This is a genomic window from Furfurilactobacillus milii (assembly GCF_009864005.1).
Lineage (GTDB): Bacteria > Bacillota > Bacilli > Lactobacillales > Lactobacillaceae > Furfurilactobacillus > Furfurilactobacillus rossiae_B.
The window spans coordinates 51,758-67,469 of record NZ_WEZQ01000002.1; the positions used below are offsets into that span (position 1 = coordinate 51,758).

Sequence of the window (15,712 nt, forward strand, 5' to 3'; positions counted from 1 at the left end):
AGTCGTTGGGGGAGAAATTGTGGAAACACGTAATGGACATATTTTAACGGGAATCTTGTTAGCCAGTGGCGGTTCAATGCTGTGGGGTGTCTCAGGCGTGATTGCCCAAACGTTGTTTGAAAACAACATCGTTACCCCTGCATGGCTGACGACAATTCGGATGACACTGGCTGGCCTTTTGCTTCTTTTATTCAACGTTGTTCGACATCAAGATATTTTTGCTGTTTGGCGGTCATGGAAGACGGCCGGACAACAAATTATTTTTGGATTGGTGGGATTAATTCCTATCCAATACTTTTATTTTTTAGCAGTCCATTATGGCAATGCTGCGATTGCAACTATCTTGCAGTTCTTAGGGCCAATTGTAATCACGGTGTATTACGTGATTTTTCATCACCAATTACCATCACGTTCAGAAACTATTGGGATGGTGTTGGCATTGCTGGGCGCTTTTTTTGTCGTTACTCATGGTCACATTACGCATTTAGCCGTTTCACCAGCATTATTGTTCTGGGGGCTCATGTCGGCGGTTGCAGTAGCAACCAGTACACTATTGCCGCGGCCATTGCTACCGACGTTTGGCTCAGTCAACGTAAATGGCTGGGGCTTACTGATTGGTGGGGTCGCCATGAACTTTATTCAACCAATGTGGGTTGGCGTGCCGACACTGACACCGAAGACGGTTTTGTCGATTGGCGCTGTCGTACTATTTGGTACATTGATCGCGTTTGTCATGTATTCAGTCAGTTTGCTATACATCACTCCGACAACAGCAAGCTTAATGGATGCCTTTGAACCGCTGGCAGCAACGGTCATTTCAATTTTAGTGCTGCACACGGTCTTTACTTGGTCTGATGCACTTGGCGGTGGATTGATTATTCTAGCAGTGGTGATGCTCTCTATCAGTTACCATGCACCTAAGCGTGAGGAGGACTGAATGTTCATTCATAGATATAAATTCAAATAAACACGTCAATGGATTCTCAAAGAGAGTTCGTTGACGTGTTTTGGCGTTATTTTTGAATAGCAGGCGTGTGTTGAGATTATTGCTCAACTGGATGATCAAATGTATCTGACGTGTTCCATGGGAAATCGGTATTGGAAGGATGATGATTTTCCTGCAAAACAGCGTTAGTGCACTGGAGCAGCTGTTGCTGCAGTGCAAGATCCCATGGTCTAGCAGTAAAGGCTTGTTGGGCAACGGCCCAGTAGGCTAGTCGATTGGTGATGGGCACAATGTCTTGGACAATATCAATTTGCACGTGCTTATGTTTAGTTTTGAGAGCGATGACGCATTGATAATCGGTAATGAGGTAAAAGGCGCCGTGTTGCTGATCACGTAGATGGATGATGATAAATCGCTGTTGCAGATTTTGTGTTCGCAATTCTTGCTTTAAAGCGGCAAGTTGGGGAACAGATAGCTGTTGCATTTGATCACCTTCATTTCACCTATATTCTAACGCGTTTAGTTGTGATATAGGTAACAAACTTATAATATCGTAAAATAAAAAATGGATTGAAGCCACTGATACCAACAATTAATGAAAATTACTTTCAAAAAGTGAGGTTCACAAGCCTGAAAACGCCGCCACTACGCGGTTTTTAATGCTATACTAATGATGTAGTTTAAATATACATGGAGGTGTCTGCATTGAAAATTATTGCTTACGGCATTCGCGATGACGAACGTCCATATGTAGAAGAATGGTCCAAGGATCAAAATATTGAGGTTAAAATCGTTAAGGATTTGTTGACTGACGACACAGTTGGTCAGGCAAAGGGCTTTGACGGGGCAGTTGTTTACCAACAAAAGCCTTACACGGCCTCAGTTTTGGATCGTTTGGCAGAATTGGGAGTTAAGAACCTGTCATTACGTAACGTCGGTGTTGATAACGTTGACGCTGATGCTGTTAAACGTAACGACATCAAGGTTACCAACGTTCCTGCCTATTCACCAGCAGCAATTGCTGAATTTACGGTTACTGAATTGATGCGGTTACTTCGTCACACGACCCAGTACGAGCACCGTCAGGCCAAAGGTGACTTAAAGTGGGCTCCAGATATTGCAACTGAATTAAACAGCTTAACGGTTGGTGTTATTGCTACTGGTCGGATTGGCCGTGCTGCCATCCAAATCTACCGTGGCTTTGGTGCTAAAATCGTTGCCTACGATGTTTTCCACAATCCTGAATTGGAAAAGGAAGGCATCTACGTTGATTCTTTGGATGAATTATACAAGCAAGCAGATGTTATTTCCCTTCATGCTCCTGCAACGAAGGAAAACATGCATATGTTAAATGCTGACGCCTTTAACAAGATGAAGGATGGTGTCTACATCTTGAACCCTGCCCGTGGTGATCTGGTTGATACTGATGACTTGATCAAGGCTTTGGACAGTGGCAAAGTTGCTGGTGCTGCACTAGATGTTTACGAAAACGAAGTTGGTATTTTCAACACAGACTTCGGTAGCTTTGATGCTATTCCTGACGATCGTTTGAAGAACTTGATGAAACGCGAAAACGTTTTGGTAAGTCCTCACATCGCTTTCTATACCACCACTGCTGTTCGGAACATGGTTCAATTTGCTTTGAACAACAACAAACAATTGATTGAAACTGGTAAGGCTGACAACGTAGTGGCCTTTAACTAGATAATGAGTCTGATGTTTTATTAGACGATAGAAACATAAGCAACACGCTCAATAATAAATTGGGCGTGTTGTTTTTTGACTTTGCAAACAATCGTTCAAAGATGAATGTTGCGGTGAACCCTTCATTAAACTCATGTAATTGTTCACTGTTTCAGTCTGCAAGAGGATAATGGTCTTGATAGATTGAGTCTGCTGTTGTGGGACTGTCGGTAGGAATCGATACAGTATGGAAGACAAGGAGTCATTGTGATGGATTTTAGTCAGCAAGTTTATCAGCAAAATCAAACGGTGTGGCAGGAGAGCATTCATCATCCGTTTATAAAAAAATTAAGTGACGGCAGCATGACGTTGCCAACATTTCGTTATTATTTAATTCAGGATCATTATTATTTACGTGACTTTGCTCGAATTCATGAATTAGCGGCGGATGCAAGTCAGGACCAGGCAGTCAAGACGTTATTGCAGGAGTTGGCGAATAGTCTGCATGATGGTGAAATTGCAACGCGCAAGACGTTCTTTAGAGAATTAGGCATCTCTCAAAAAGATGAGGTCGATACACCAATTGCGCCGACGACATATGCTTACACGTCACATATGTATCGCACACTAACACAGGCTGGTGCACCGGCAGCCATTGCCGGATTGTTGCCATGTGCGTGGCTATATGCAGATGTTGGTGCGTCACTACAAGGAGTCACCTCACCAGTCCCAATTTTTCAAGCGTGGATTGACAGTTATCAGTCTGATGACTATACGGGACCAGTAGCGAAGCAAATTAAATTAACAGATCAAGTTGCCCGTCAAACAGATGCAACGGGTCGTGATGCAATGGCCAAAGCTTTTTCACGGAGTACCTATTATGAACGTGATTTTTGGCAGATGGCTTTGGATCACCAAGATTGGCAATAAGGTTTAATGTAGCGCACTGACGTTGCTACTAGTGAACTAAAAAACTTTTTAATTGCAATCGTCGTCAATCTTCGTATAATATAGTCAATATTAGTCAAAGATTGGGGTGAGCGATGATGGAAGGACCAACAAATATTTCGGATGTCATCGAAAAGTATCTGAAGGGAATCCTGGAGGATGCTGAGCAGGTAGAAATTAGACGTTCGGATATTGCCGACCAGTTTAACGTCGTTCCTTCTCAGATTAACTACGTCATTAAGACACGGTTTACCATTCAAAACGGGTATATCGTTGAAAGTAAGCGTGGTGGCGGTGGTTATATTCGTATTGAAAAGGTCAACTTACTGGCTGACGCCGATGTGTTGGATAATTTACTGAACGATGTGGTTGGTGATTCAATCAATCAACATGATGCATATGCTATAGTTAATTCCCTATTTAATGATGGGGTGTTAAAGGAACGTGAAGCCAACATTATTCTTTCGGCAATTGATAAAGATACACTCAATGTTGCCGACCGCGAAGTTGAAAATACATTGCGCGCCCGGATTCTAATCGGCGTGCTCAACCGCCTTCGTTTTGAAGACTAATGCTCATTAATATTGATTTAACGACGATTTGCAGGGGTTAATTAAGGCCTGCATTAATGAAAGGCAGGACAGAAGATGGACAATTTATTCACACCTAGTGCTAAAGATGTATTGGTATTAGCACAGGAACAAGCGAAGTATTTTAAACACCAAGCTGTGGGTACTGAACACTTATTGCTGGCCCTGACCATTGAACAAAATGGGATTGCTAACAAAGTCCTGCAGCAATTTAGCGTGACAGAAGAGGACGTCCGTGAAGAAATCGAACGTTTTACTGGTTACGGTACGCTGACGAACGCTGATAAGGATACGTATTTACCATATTCTCCAAAGGCTAAGGACATTTTGACGTTGGCCGGGGATGAAGCAAAACGTTTGGGCTCCACTAAAATTGGGACTGAACATTTGCTCTTAGCGTTGTTGTCTGATGAGAGTATCCTGTCATCGCGTATTCTGATGACACTAAATCTTGATTTAGCACAAACACGTAAAGTGATTTTGCGTAAGCTAGGTGTCGCTGACACACCGCGTCGGCGTCAACAGATGGCAAAAGCGACCAACAACGCAAATAAGCAAGAAGGCACACCAACGCTTGATTCATTAGCGCGTGATTTGACGGCCTTAGCTGCTGACAAGCAAATGGATCCGGTGGTCGGTCGTGCAAAAGAGGTCAAACGGGTGATCCAAATTCTCAGTCGTCGGACCAAGAATAACCCTGTTTTGATTGGTGAACCTGGGGTTGGTAAAACAGCGATTGCTGAAGGATTAGCCCAGAAGATCGTCGCTGGTGATGTGCCTGACGATTTGGCCGACAAACGATTGATGATGTTGGACATGGGATCACTGGTTGCCGGAACTAAATATCGTGGTGAATTTGAAGACCGTTTGAAGAAGGTCATTGAAGAAATTTACAACGATGGTCATGTTGTGCTGTTCATTGATGAACTGCACACGTTGATTGGGGCCGGTGGTGCTGAAGGCGCGATTGATGCTTCCAACATTTTAAAGCCAGCGTTGGCTCGTGGCGAACTTCAAACTATTGGAGCGACTACGCTTAACGAATACCAAAAGTATATTGAGTCAGACGCTGCTCTGGAACGTCGGTTTGCCACCGTTCAGGTTGACGAACCAACGGAAGACGAAGCAACGGAAATCTTAAAGGGTTTGAAGAGCCGTTATGAGGAACATCACCAAGTTGAAATCACTGATGATGCAGTTGAAGCAGCGGTTAAGCTGTCCTCTCGGTACATTACGGAACGCTTCCTACCTGATAAGGCAATTGATTTAATGGATGAAGCAGCAGCTAAAGTTCGCATTGATGCGTCTGGTCACAAGACCAAGTTGGCTAAACAGGAAGACAAGTTGGACGACTTGCGTCAACAGAAGGAAGATGCGATTGAAAACCAAGATTTCGATGGTGCTGCCGCATTGCGTGAAAAGGAAATGGCTTTGCGCAAACGTGTCGACAAGATGATGGACGATCAAGATAACGAAGCGTTGTCCGGTCAGCCGCATTATGAACTAAAAGTCGGCGAAGAAGACGTGGCTGAAGTTGTTTCCGAGTGGACTGGTGTTCCGTTAACGCAGTTACAGAAGAATGAAGAAGCACGTTTGCTGAACCTTGAAAAGGTGCTTCACAAACGTGTGGTTGGCCAAGACGAAGCTATTTCAGCCGTTTCTCGTGCCATTCGTCGTGCTCGTTCCGGTTTGAAAGATCCTAACCGTCCAATTGGCTCGTTCATGTTCCTTGGACCAACTGGGGTCGGGAAGACGGAACTCGCCAAAGCGTTAGCTGAAGCGATGTTCGGTTCAGAAGATAACATGATTCGTGTGGATATGTCTGAATATCAAGAACGCTTTAGCTCAAGTCGTTTGATCGGTGCTGCGCCTGGTTACGTCGGTTATGATGAAGGTGGTCAATTGACCGAACAAGTCCGTAACAAACCATACTCAGTTGTCCTCTTGGATGAAGCTGAAAAGGCTGATACTGAAGTCTTTAACCTATTGTTACAAGTTCTTGATGATGGTTTCTTAACCGATTCTAAGGGCCGCAAGGTTGACTTCCGTAACACGATTTTGATCATGACCTCTAACTTGGGGGCCACAGCCGTTCGTGACGATAAAGAAGTTGGTTTCGGTGCAACTAGCGCGACAGACAACTATGCTGCAATGTCAGACAAGATTCGACAAGCCCTACGTCAAACGTTCCGTCCAGAATTCTTGAACCGAATTGATGAAACAGTGGTCTTCCACTCATTGACGAAGCCAGAATTACACGAAATCGTGAAGATTATGGCCGGCAATGTGTTGGCACGAATCGCCGAACAGGGCATTAAAGTTAAAATTACGCCAGCTGCCATTGATGTTGTCGCAGATGCTGGCTTTGATCCTGAGTATGGGGCTCGTCCAATTCGACGCGCATTACAGACTCAGGTTGAAGATCAGCTGAGTGAGGCATTGATTGCTGGCCAAATAAAGACAAATGACGCTGTTACAGTTGGCGCTAAGGCTGGTAAGATTACGGTTACAACTAAGGAACAACCTGCCAAGAAACCGACAGTTGGTTCTAAGTAGTCTTAGTTGCTAATTGATAATTGCTAGTGAGCGGCTATTGAACTATTTTAAAAACGTTTGTCGAGTTGGAAAACTTGATGAGCGTTTTTGTGCTCTAAACATGTCTGTAAAAATTGCATTTTATGCGGAGAACAGGCACACTGGTGGAGATTAGGGAAAGACGAAGTCGTGCGTAGTTGTTGACGAACGGCTCGATGAGGTGAAAATATGAGTCGTGAGGCGCAGCTGGCTGCCACTCGAGAAAAAATCTTGGAGGCAGCTCGCGAACAATTTTTAATAAAAGGCTATGCGGACACATCCACGCGTGACATTGCGACAGCAGCAGGCATTACTCAACCGGCACTGTACCATCACTTTGCCGACAAAGAACTGATTTTTGTGCAGGTGATCGAAACTGTTGGTGGTGAGTTAGCAGCAAACATGAATCAAATTTTAGATGCTAACAAAGGGGATGGACTTGAAATCCTGACAGACATGTCAGCAGCAATGGTCGCTATTCATCCTCGTGACGCCTTTAGCTTGATTCATGGTAGCTTTCAATATCTGCGTCCTGAGAATCAGGCTCGGCTTGGTCGATTGTTTGCACAGGATTATTTGCAACCCATCATGCGCTTTTTTAAGTCTGATAAAGTGGCTTTACGTGACGGGGTTGATCCGGCAACGGCTGCCAATTTTTACCTCACCAGTTTGGCACCACTGTTTGCTAAGTTTCACCAACTGGGTGGCGCAAACTTGAGTCAGCGTGAGCACATTCAAGTGCTGCTACGCCTCATTTTGTTTGGTGTGGCAGAAAAATAAAAGTTGAGCGTTTCTCGTTGACACATTTAGCAAAACCGAGTATATTATTAATCGTATATCACTGTGAATAAAAATCGTCTTGGCGATCTATTGTCCGTCAAGGCCTTTATAGAGAAGCAAAAGCAGCTTTCATTTAAACTTTAAAAGAAATGGTGCTTTTGCCTTTTTTATGCCCAAAAACAGGGTTACAGGTCATTTGTAATGAAACTGTAACACTAAAACGAGGACTTATTCACTGGAAAATCATTTCGAAGGAGTGAAGAACTTGGCAGGGCATTTAGTTAAATACGGCAAACACCGTACCCGCAGAAGTTACGCACGAATCAAGGAAGTTCTTGATTTACCGAACCTGATTGAAATCCAAACGGACTCTTATCAATGGTTCCTGGACGAGGGCTTGCGTGACATGTTCGACGACATCATGCCAATCGATGATTTCCAAGGAAACTTATCATTGGAATTCGTTGACTACCAGTTACTCGAACCAAAGTACACCGTGGATGAAGCACGTGAACACGATGCCAACTATTCTGCACCACTGCACGTTACTTTACGTTTGACCAACCACGAAACTGGTGAAATCAAGAGTCAAGACGTGTTCTTTGGTGACTTCCCACTGATGACTGATCAGGGGACGTTCATTATCAATGGTGCTGAACGGGTTATCGTTTCTCAATTGGTTCGTTCTCCTGGTGTGTACTACACGGAAGACGAAGACAAGAATGGTCGTGAAGTTTACGGCGCAACTGTCATTCCTAACCGTGGTGCTTGGTTGGAATACGAAACGGATGCTAAAGAAATCTCTTACGTTCGGATTGACCGGACTCGTAAGATTCCAATGACCGAATTAGTTCGTGCTTTGGGTTATGGCTCTGACGACGAGATCATCTCAATCTTGGGTGATAGCGACGGCATCATGTCGACCTTGGAAAAGGATATTCACAAGAATTCCGATGACTCACGTGTCGAAGAATCCTTGAAGGATATTTACGAACGGTTACGGCCTGGTGAACCTAAGACAGCCGACTCTTCACGGAGCCTGCTGACGGCGCGCTTCTTCGATCCAAAACGTTACGACACTGCACCAGTTGGTCGTTACAAATTAAACAAGAAGTTAGACTTGCACACCCGTTTGTTAGGTTTGACGTTAGCGGAAACGCTGGCTGACCCTGACTCAGGTGAAATCATTGCTGAAAAGGGTACTGTGATCGACAAGACCGTTATGGCTAAGTTGGCACCATATCTGGATCAGGAAGACTTCAAGTCGGTAACGTTCACACCTTCTGATGAAGCTGTTGTGACGGAACCAATGAATGTTCAAATGATCAAGGTCTTCTCTAAGAAAGATCCTGAACAAGTTGTGAACATGATTGGTAACGGTCATATCGACTTAAAGAACCACACCATTCAGCCTGCTGACATCATCGCTTCCATCAACTACTTCTTCAACTTGCAAGAAGGTATTGGTTCAACTGATGATATCGATCACTTGGGTAACCGTCGGATTCGTTCTGTGGGTGAATTACTGCAGAACCAATTCCGGATTGGTTTATCACGGATGGAACGTGTTGTTCGTGAACGGATGTCCATTCAGGACTCCGCCACAGTAACGCCACAACAATTAATTAACATTCGTCCAGTTGTTGCTTCAATCAAAGAATTCTTTGGTAGTTCACAACTGTCACAATTCATGGATCAGACGAACCCACTTGGCGAATTAACGCATAAGCGTCGTCTGTCTGCTCTTGGACCTGGTGGCTTGACGCGTGACCGTGCCGGATATGAAGTCCGGGATGTTCACTACACTCACTATGGTCGGATGTGTCCAATTGAAACACCTGAAGGACCAAACATTGGGTTGATCAACTCATTGTCTAGTTATGCGAAGGTTAACCGTTATGGCTTTATTGAAACACCATACCGTCGTGTTTCATGGGACAACCACAAGGTTACTGACCGAATCGACTACTTAACTGCCGATGAAGAAGATAACTTTGTTATTGCCCAGGCTAACTCACCATTGAATGACGATGGTTCGTTTGTTGACGACACGGTTTTGGCTCGTTCAAAAGATGAAAACATTGAAACTTCCATCGACAACGTCGACTACATGGACGTTTCGCCTAAGCAAGTAGTTGCCGTTGCGACCGCATGTATTCCATTCTTGGAAAACGATGATTCTAACCGTGCTCTGATGGGTGCCAACATGCAACGTCAGGCTGTTCCTTTGTTGGATCCTCATGCACCACTTGTTGGTACTGGGATTGAATATAAGGCTGCCCATGACTCTGGTGTTGCTTTAATCAGTAAGGCTGCCGGAACTGTTGAATTCGTTGATGCTACGCAGATTCGCGTTCGTCGTGAAGACAGCACTTTGGACACGTACAAGTTAATGAAGTTCCGTCGTTCAAACGGTGGTAAGAACTACAACCAACGTCCAATCGTTAAGGTTGGCGACAAGGTTGATGCCGACGAAATTTTGGCTGATGGTCCTTCCATGGAAGGTGGGGAACTTGCTCTTGGGCAAAACCCATTGATCGCCTTTATGACTTGGAACGGTTACAACTTCGAAGATGCCATTGCGATTTCCGAACGGTTGGTTAAGGATGATGTTTACACTTCGATTCATATTGAAGAATACGAATCAGAAGCACGTGACACCAAACTTGGACCGGAAGAAATGACCCGTGAAATTCCTAACGTTGGTGAAGATTCCTTGAAGGATCTTGATGAACAAGGAATTATCCGGATTGGTGCTGAAGTTCATGACGGTGACATTTTGGTTGGTAAGGTTACACCTAAGGGTGTGACAGAATTATCTGCTGAAGAACGTTTGCTACATGCTATCTTTGGTGAAAAAGCCCGTGAAGTTCGTGATACTTCACTCCATGTTCCACATGGTGGTGGCGGTATTATCCAGGATGTTAAGATCTTCACTCGTGAAAACGGGGATGAATTATCACCTGGTGTTAACATGATGGTTCGTGTCTACATCGCCCAGAAGCGTAAGATTCAGGTCGGTGACAAGATGTCCGGCCGTCATGGTAACAAGGGGACTGTTTCAATTGTTATTCCTGAAGAGGACATGCCTTACATGCCTGATGGGACACCAATTGACATTATGCTTTCACCAATGGGTGTGCCTTCCCGTATGAACATTGGTCAAGTGCTGGAACTGCATTTAGGAATGGCTGCTCGTAAATTAGGTATCCACGTTGCTACGCCTGTCTTCGATGGTGCGCAGGATAAGGATATCTGGGATGCCGTTCAAGAAGCTGGTATGCCAGCTGATGCCAAGTACGTTCTGTACGATGGCCGTACTGGTGAACCATTCGACAACAGAATTGCCGTTGGTGTTATGCACTACCTGAAGTTGGCCCACATGGTCGACGACAAGATTCACGCACGTTCCATCGGACCTTACTCACTGGTTACGCAACAGCCACTTGGTGGTAAAGCGCAATTTGGTGGTCAGCGTTTCGGTGAAATGGAAGTTTGGGCTTTGGAAGCTTACGGTGCTGCTTACACGTTGCAAGAAATCCTGACCTACAAGTCAGATGACGTGGTTGGCCGTGTTAAGACTTATGAAGCCATCGTTAAGGGCGATCCAATTCCGAAGCCCGGTGTTCCTGAATCCTTCCGTGTGTTGGTCAAGGAATTACAAGCGCTTGGTTTGGACATGAAGGTTCTTGACAATAACAAACAAGAAATTGAACTGCGTGACATGGACGATGATGAAGATGACGTTGTGAATGTTGATGCATTGAGTAAGTACGCTGCTGAACATCCGGTTGACGATAAGTCAGACGATGCTAGTGCAAACACGAACTCAGCTTCAACTCCTGAACAGCCAGCAACTACACCGGCTAATGAGTCAGGAAACACCACAAACGAGTAGTGTGAACCGTCACCATTGAAACTAATAAGGAGGTCAATCCTTTGATTGATGTCAACAAATTTGAAAGCATGCAGATTGGGCTTGCGTCGCCCGACAAAATCCGCAGCTGGTCATATGGTGAAGTTAAGAAGCCTGAGACCATCAATTATCGGACATTAAAGCCTGAACGTGATGGCTTGTTCGATGAACGGATTTTTGGACCAACAAAAGACTGGGAATGTGCGTGTGGTAAGTACAAACGGATTCGCTACAAGGGTGTGGTTTGTGACCGTTGTGGTGTTGAAGTTACTCGTTCTAAGGTTCGCCGTGAACGGATGGGGCATATTGAATTAGCTGCTCCTGTTACTCACATTTGGTACTTCAAGGGTATTCCTAGCCGTATGGGTTTGGTTCTTGACATGAGCCCACGGGCACTTGAAGAAATCATCTACTTTGCTTCATACGTTGTGTTGGAATCAGGCAACACACCTTTGGAACGCAAACAGTTGTTATCTGAACGTGAATACCGTGAAAAGAAAGCCCAGTATGGTAACGAATTCCAAGCCGAAATGGGTGCCGAAGCAATTCGTAAGTTGCTGGCAGCTGTTGACTTGGATAAAGAAGCCAGCGAATTGAAGGAAGAGTTAAAGGATGCATCTGGTCAAAAACGGACTCGTGCCGTTCGTCGTCTAGACATCTTGGAAGCCTTCATTCAATCCGGTAACCGTCCTGACTGGATGGTTATGGATGTTGTTCCGGTTATTCCACCGGACTTACGGCCAATGGTTCAATTGGAAGGTGGTCGTTTTGCCACTTCTGACTTGAACGACTTGTACCGTCGTGTTATCAACCGTAACAACCGTTTGAAGCGATTGTTAGACTTGAATGCACCTGGTATCATCGTGCAAAACGAAAAACGGATGTTGCAGGAAGCTGTTGACGCGTTAATTGATAACGGTCGTCGTGGTCGTCCTGTTGCCGGTCCTGGTAACCGTCCGTTGAAGTCACTGTCTCACATGTTGAAAGGTAAGCAAGGACGGTTCCGTCAAAACTTACTTGGTAAACGTGTTGACTACTCTGGCCGTTCTGTTATCGATGTTGGTCCAACTTTGAAGATGAACCAAATGGGGCTACCTGTGCCAATGGCCATGGAACTCTTCAAGCCATTCATCATGAAAGAGTTGGTTAAGCGCGACCTTGCTTCTAACATCAAGAATGCCCGTCGTAAGATCGATCGTCAGGATAACGATGTTTACGATGTTCTTGAAGATGTTATCAAGGAACACCCAGTTCTGTTGAACCGGGCCCCTACTTTGCACCGTCTTGGGATTCAGGCATTTGAACCAGTACTTGTTTCTGGTAAAGCGATGCGTGTGCACCCACTTGTGTGTGAAGCTTATAACGCCGACTTCGATGGTGACCAAATGGCCATCCACGTTCCGCTGTCAGACGAAGCACAAGCTGAAGCACGTTTGCTGATGCTGGCTGCCGGACACATCTTGGCACCTGCCAATGGTCGTCCAGTGGTTACACCTTCTCAGGATATGGTTATCGGTAACTACTACCTGACTACTGAAGAAGCTGGTCGTGAAGGCGAAGGCATGATCTTTAAAGATCTGAATGAAGCCCGCGTGGCCTACCAAAATGGTTATGTTCACTTACACAGCCGTGTTGGTGTGCAAACTTCATCAATGCCAACTAAGCCATTTACTGATGAACAAAAGAGTCGCATCTTGATTACGACTGTTGGGAAGATGATTTTTAACGCTATTTTGCCTGACGAATTCCCATACTTGAACGAACCAACGAGTGACAACTTGACAGACGGTATTGATGACCGGTTCTTCTTGGAACCTGGTACTGACTTGAAGTCTGTGTTGAGTAATCAACCGTTGAATGATCCATTCAAGAAGGGCTTCTTGGCTGATATCATTGCTGAAGTCTACAAGCGTTACAAGGTAACAGCTACTTCACTGCTGTTGGACCGGATGAAGGATTTGGGTTACTACGAATCTACTAACTCTGGTTTGACGGTTGGGATTGCTGATATCTCAACATTGAAGACGAAGAATGACGTCGTTGCTGATGCACGTAAGCAAGTTGCTACGATTTCTAAGCAGTTCCGTCGTGGTTTAATTACTGATGACGAACGTTATCAACGTGTTATTGACGTTTGGAACACTGCTAAGGATGACATTCAAGAACAACTGGTTGACTCCATGGAGTGGAATAACCCAATCTTTATGATGAGTGATTCCGGTGCTCGTGGTAACATTTCAAACTTTACCCAGTTAGCCGGGATGCGTGGTTTGATGGCTGCGCCTAACGGTCAAACAATGGAATTGCCAATCGTTTCAAACTTCCGTGAAGGTCTCTCTGTGTTGGAAATGTTTATTTCTACTCATGGTGCCCGTAAAGGTATGACTGATACGGCTTTGAAGACTGCCAACTCTGGTTACTTGACTCGTCGTCTGGTTGATGTTGCGCAAGATGTTATCATTCGTGAAAAGGACTGTGGTACTGACCGTGGTTTGACGATTCATGCCATTACTAACGGTAATGAAATGATCGAATCCTTGTACGAACGGATTCTTGGTCGTTATGCAATGAAGTCAGTTAAACATCCTAAGACTGGTGAAACCTTAGTTAAGGCTAACCAGATGATCGATGAAGATGTTGCTCAATCCATCGTTGATGCTGGCGTAACAGAAGTTGTGATTCGTTCAGCTTTCACTTGCAACACGAAACATGGTGTTTGTGAACGTTGTTACGGTCGTAACATGGCCACTGGTGACCGCGTTGAAGTTGGTGAAGCAGTTGGTACTGTTGCTGCTCAATCAATCGGTGAACCTGGTACTCAATTGACTATGCGTAACTTCCATACTGGTGGTGTTGCCGGTGACGATATTACCCAAGGGCTTCCTCGTGTTCAGGAAATTGTTGAAGCTCGGAACCCTAAAGGTAAAGCTGAGATTACTGAAGTGACTGGGACAATTGTCTCAATCGAAGAAAATCCAGCTGAACGGACGAAAGAAGTTACGGTTAAGGGTGAAGCCGAGACACGTTCATACACGTTACCATTACGTGCGCGGATGCGTGTTGCTGAAGGTGACTTTATCCACCGTGGTTCAGCATTGAACGAAGGGTCAATTGATCCTAAGGAATTGCTGAAGGTTCGTGACGTTCTGTCAACTGAAAACTACCTGTTACGTGAAGTTCAACGTGTTTACCGGATGCAAGGTGTTGGTATTGCCGACAAGCATATTGAAATCATGGTTCGTCAGATGATGCGGAAAGTCCGTGTCATGGATCCAGGTGACACTGATATGTTGCCAGGAACATTGATGGACATTGCTGACTTTAAGGATGCTAACACGAAGACATTGGTTGCTGGTGGTATTCCTGCAACCAGTCGTCCAGTGATCTTAGGTATTACTAAGGCTGCTTTGGAAACAAACAGTTTCTTGTCTGCTGCTTCGTTCCAGGAAACAACGCGGGTTCTTACCGACGCCGCTATCCGTGGAAAGAACGACCCACTTGTTGGGTTGAAGGAAAATGTTATTATCGGGAAGATCATTCCAGCTGGTACTGGGATGCCAGATTACCGGAAGATTCAGCCTAAAGAAGCTGAAGTAACTGGTACCGAGGGCGTTTACTCCATCAGTGACTTAGAAAAGAAAATGCGTGAAGAGGATGCTAAGAACACAAGCACTAAGTAATTGGTTGCTATCCGTGTAATTAATGATTCTTGAATCGTGAAAAAGGTCTGCCGGACAATTTGTCTGGCAGGCCTTTTTACATAGTTTTTTTTAAGCTGACGCTTGTGGTTGTCAAAACTGAATGTCGCCGTGGGACCGGTTTAAGCCTCCTGAAAACCGGAGTCTTTCACCTCGCTGTTAAGCCGCAAACCACGTCTTACCGACCGTCCTGTGGTGTAAATCCGCCACAAAGACCGCCAGATTACCGCTACCTTCACGGCTTGCATTCGGTTTTGACGCTCTTCAGCTCATTTTGTATATAAGTGGCAATCGCATACCCGAATAATCCGCAATTGCAGATTATTGACAGTTGCATTACTAATCTTCATCAGAGGTATAGCTTTATACAAGAGTGAAGTCGACCAGAAACAGAGTTCTGCGAAAGCAATACTTGGTGGGCGTTTTGGGCCCGCGTAGTATTGCAGGACGAGCTTGGAGACTTTGGTCTATGAAGGCTCCAAGTCGAGGTTGAAGACTGCGAAGCAGGCTGATACCGGTCCCGTGGAACGGCGTTTCTGGTCGACGTAACGGCTCTCCACAAGGATAATAAAAGCAG

General features: G+C 45.0%; 9 protein-coding genes. 8 read left to right on the top strand and 1 reads right to left on the bottom strand.

Annotated elements, in window-relative coordinates; translation table 11 throughout:
• Window positions 1-19 precede the first annotated feature (19 nt).
• Entirely contained in the window at window positions 20-937 is a 918-nt protein-coding gene (locus GB993_RS01820; RefSeq protein WP_161002873.1) for an EamA family transporter, read from the top strand.
• 106 nt (window positions 938-1,043) lie between these two features.
• Here GB993_RS01820 and GB993_RS01825 read toward each other — a convergent pair whose 3' ends face one another.
• Window positions 1,044-1,430 carry a hypothetical protein gene (locus GB993_RS01825; protein WP_161002874.1) on the bottom strand — a complete coding sequence of 129 codons (387 nt, stop codon included), beginning with the start codon at window positions 1,428-1,430 and terminating at the stop codon, window positions 1,044-1,046.
• A 221-nt stretch (window positions 1,431-1,651) separates the two neighbouring features.
• Between GB993_RS01825 and GB993_RS01830 the strand changes: the two genes are divergently transcribed.
• The 7 genes from GB993_RS01830 to rpoC all read left to right on the top strand — a co-directional run bounded on the left by GB993_RS01830 (window position 1,652) and on the right by rpoC (window position 15,117).
• On the top strand, window positions 1,652-2,650 hold the full coding sequence (locus GB993_RS01830; RefSeq protein ID WP_161002875.1) for a D-2-hydroxyacid dehydrogenase: 999 nt from the start codon (window positions 1,652-1,654) through the stop codon (window positions 2,648-2,650).
• Between the two features lie 249 nt (window positions 2,651-2,899).
• Window positions 2,900-3,559 (top strand): thiaminase II, encoded by a 660-nt coding sequence (gene tenA / locus GB993_RS01835; protein WP_161002876.1) that lies wholly within the window; start codon window positions 2,900-2,902, stop codon window positions 3,557-3,559.
• Between the two features lie 116 nt (window positions 3,560-3,675).
• Window positions 3,676-4,149 (top strand): CtsR family transcriptional regulator, encoded by a 474-nt coding sequence (locus GB993_RS01840; protein ID WP_017262637.1) that lies wholly within the window; start codon window positions 3,676-3,678, stop codon window positions 4,147-4,149.
• Window positions 4,150-4,224: 75 nt separating this feature from the next.
• On the top strand, window positions 4,225-6,723 hold the full coding sequence (locus tag GB993_RS01845; RefSeq protein WP_161002877.1) for an ATP-dependent Clp protease ATP-binding subunit: 2,499 nt from the start codon (window positions 4,225-4,227) through the stop codon (window positions 6,721-6,723).
• Window positions 6,724-6,930: 207 nt separating this feature from the next.
• Window positions 6,931-7,521: a TetR/AcrR family transcriptional regulator gene (locus tag GB993_RS01850; protein ID WP_161002878.1), complete on the top strand. Its 591-nt coding sequence runs from the start codon at window positions 6,931-6,933 to the stop codon at window positions 7,519-7,521.
• A 256-nt stretch (window positions 7,522-7,777) separates the two neighbouring features.
• Window positions 7,778-11,419, top strand: a complete 3,642-nt coding sequence (gene rpoB, locus GB993_RS01855; protein WP_161002879.1) for a DNA-directed RNA polymerase subunit beta — start codon at window positions 7,778-7,780, stop codon at window positions 11,417-11,419.
• 41 nt (window positions 11,420-11,460) lie between these two features.
• On the top strand, window positions 11,461-15,117 hold the full coding sequence (rpoC, locus tag GB993_RS01860) for a DNA-directed RNA polymerase subunit beta' (RefSeq protein WP_017262641.1): 3,657 nt from the start codon (window positions 11,461-11,463) through the stop codon (window positions 15,115-15,117).
• The last annotated feature ends 595 nt before the right edge of the window (window positions 15,118-15,712 follow it).

Bases quoted from the DNA above. Each gene is read 5' to 3' on its own strand.
- GB993_RS01825 (WP_161002874.1), bottom strand. From the start codon at position 1,430: ATGCAACAGCTATCTGTTCCCCAACTTGCCGCTTTAAAGCAAGAATTG.
- tenA (WP_161002876.1), top strand. From the start codon at position 2,900: ATGGATTTTAGTCAGCAAGTTTATCAGCAAAATCAAACGGTGTGGCAG.
- GB993_RS01840 (WP_017262637.1), top strand. From the start codon at position 3,676: ATGGAAGGACCAACAAATATTTCGGATGTCATCGAAAAGTATCTGAAG.
- GB993_RS01845 (WP_161002877.1), top strand. From the start codon at position 4,225: ATGGACAATTTATTCACACCTAGTGCTAAAGATGTATTGGTATTAGCA.
- GB993_RS01850 (WP_161002878.1), top strand. From the start codon at position 6,931: ATGAGTCGTGAGGCGCAGCTGGCTGCCACTCGAGAAAAAATCTTGGAG.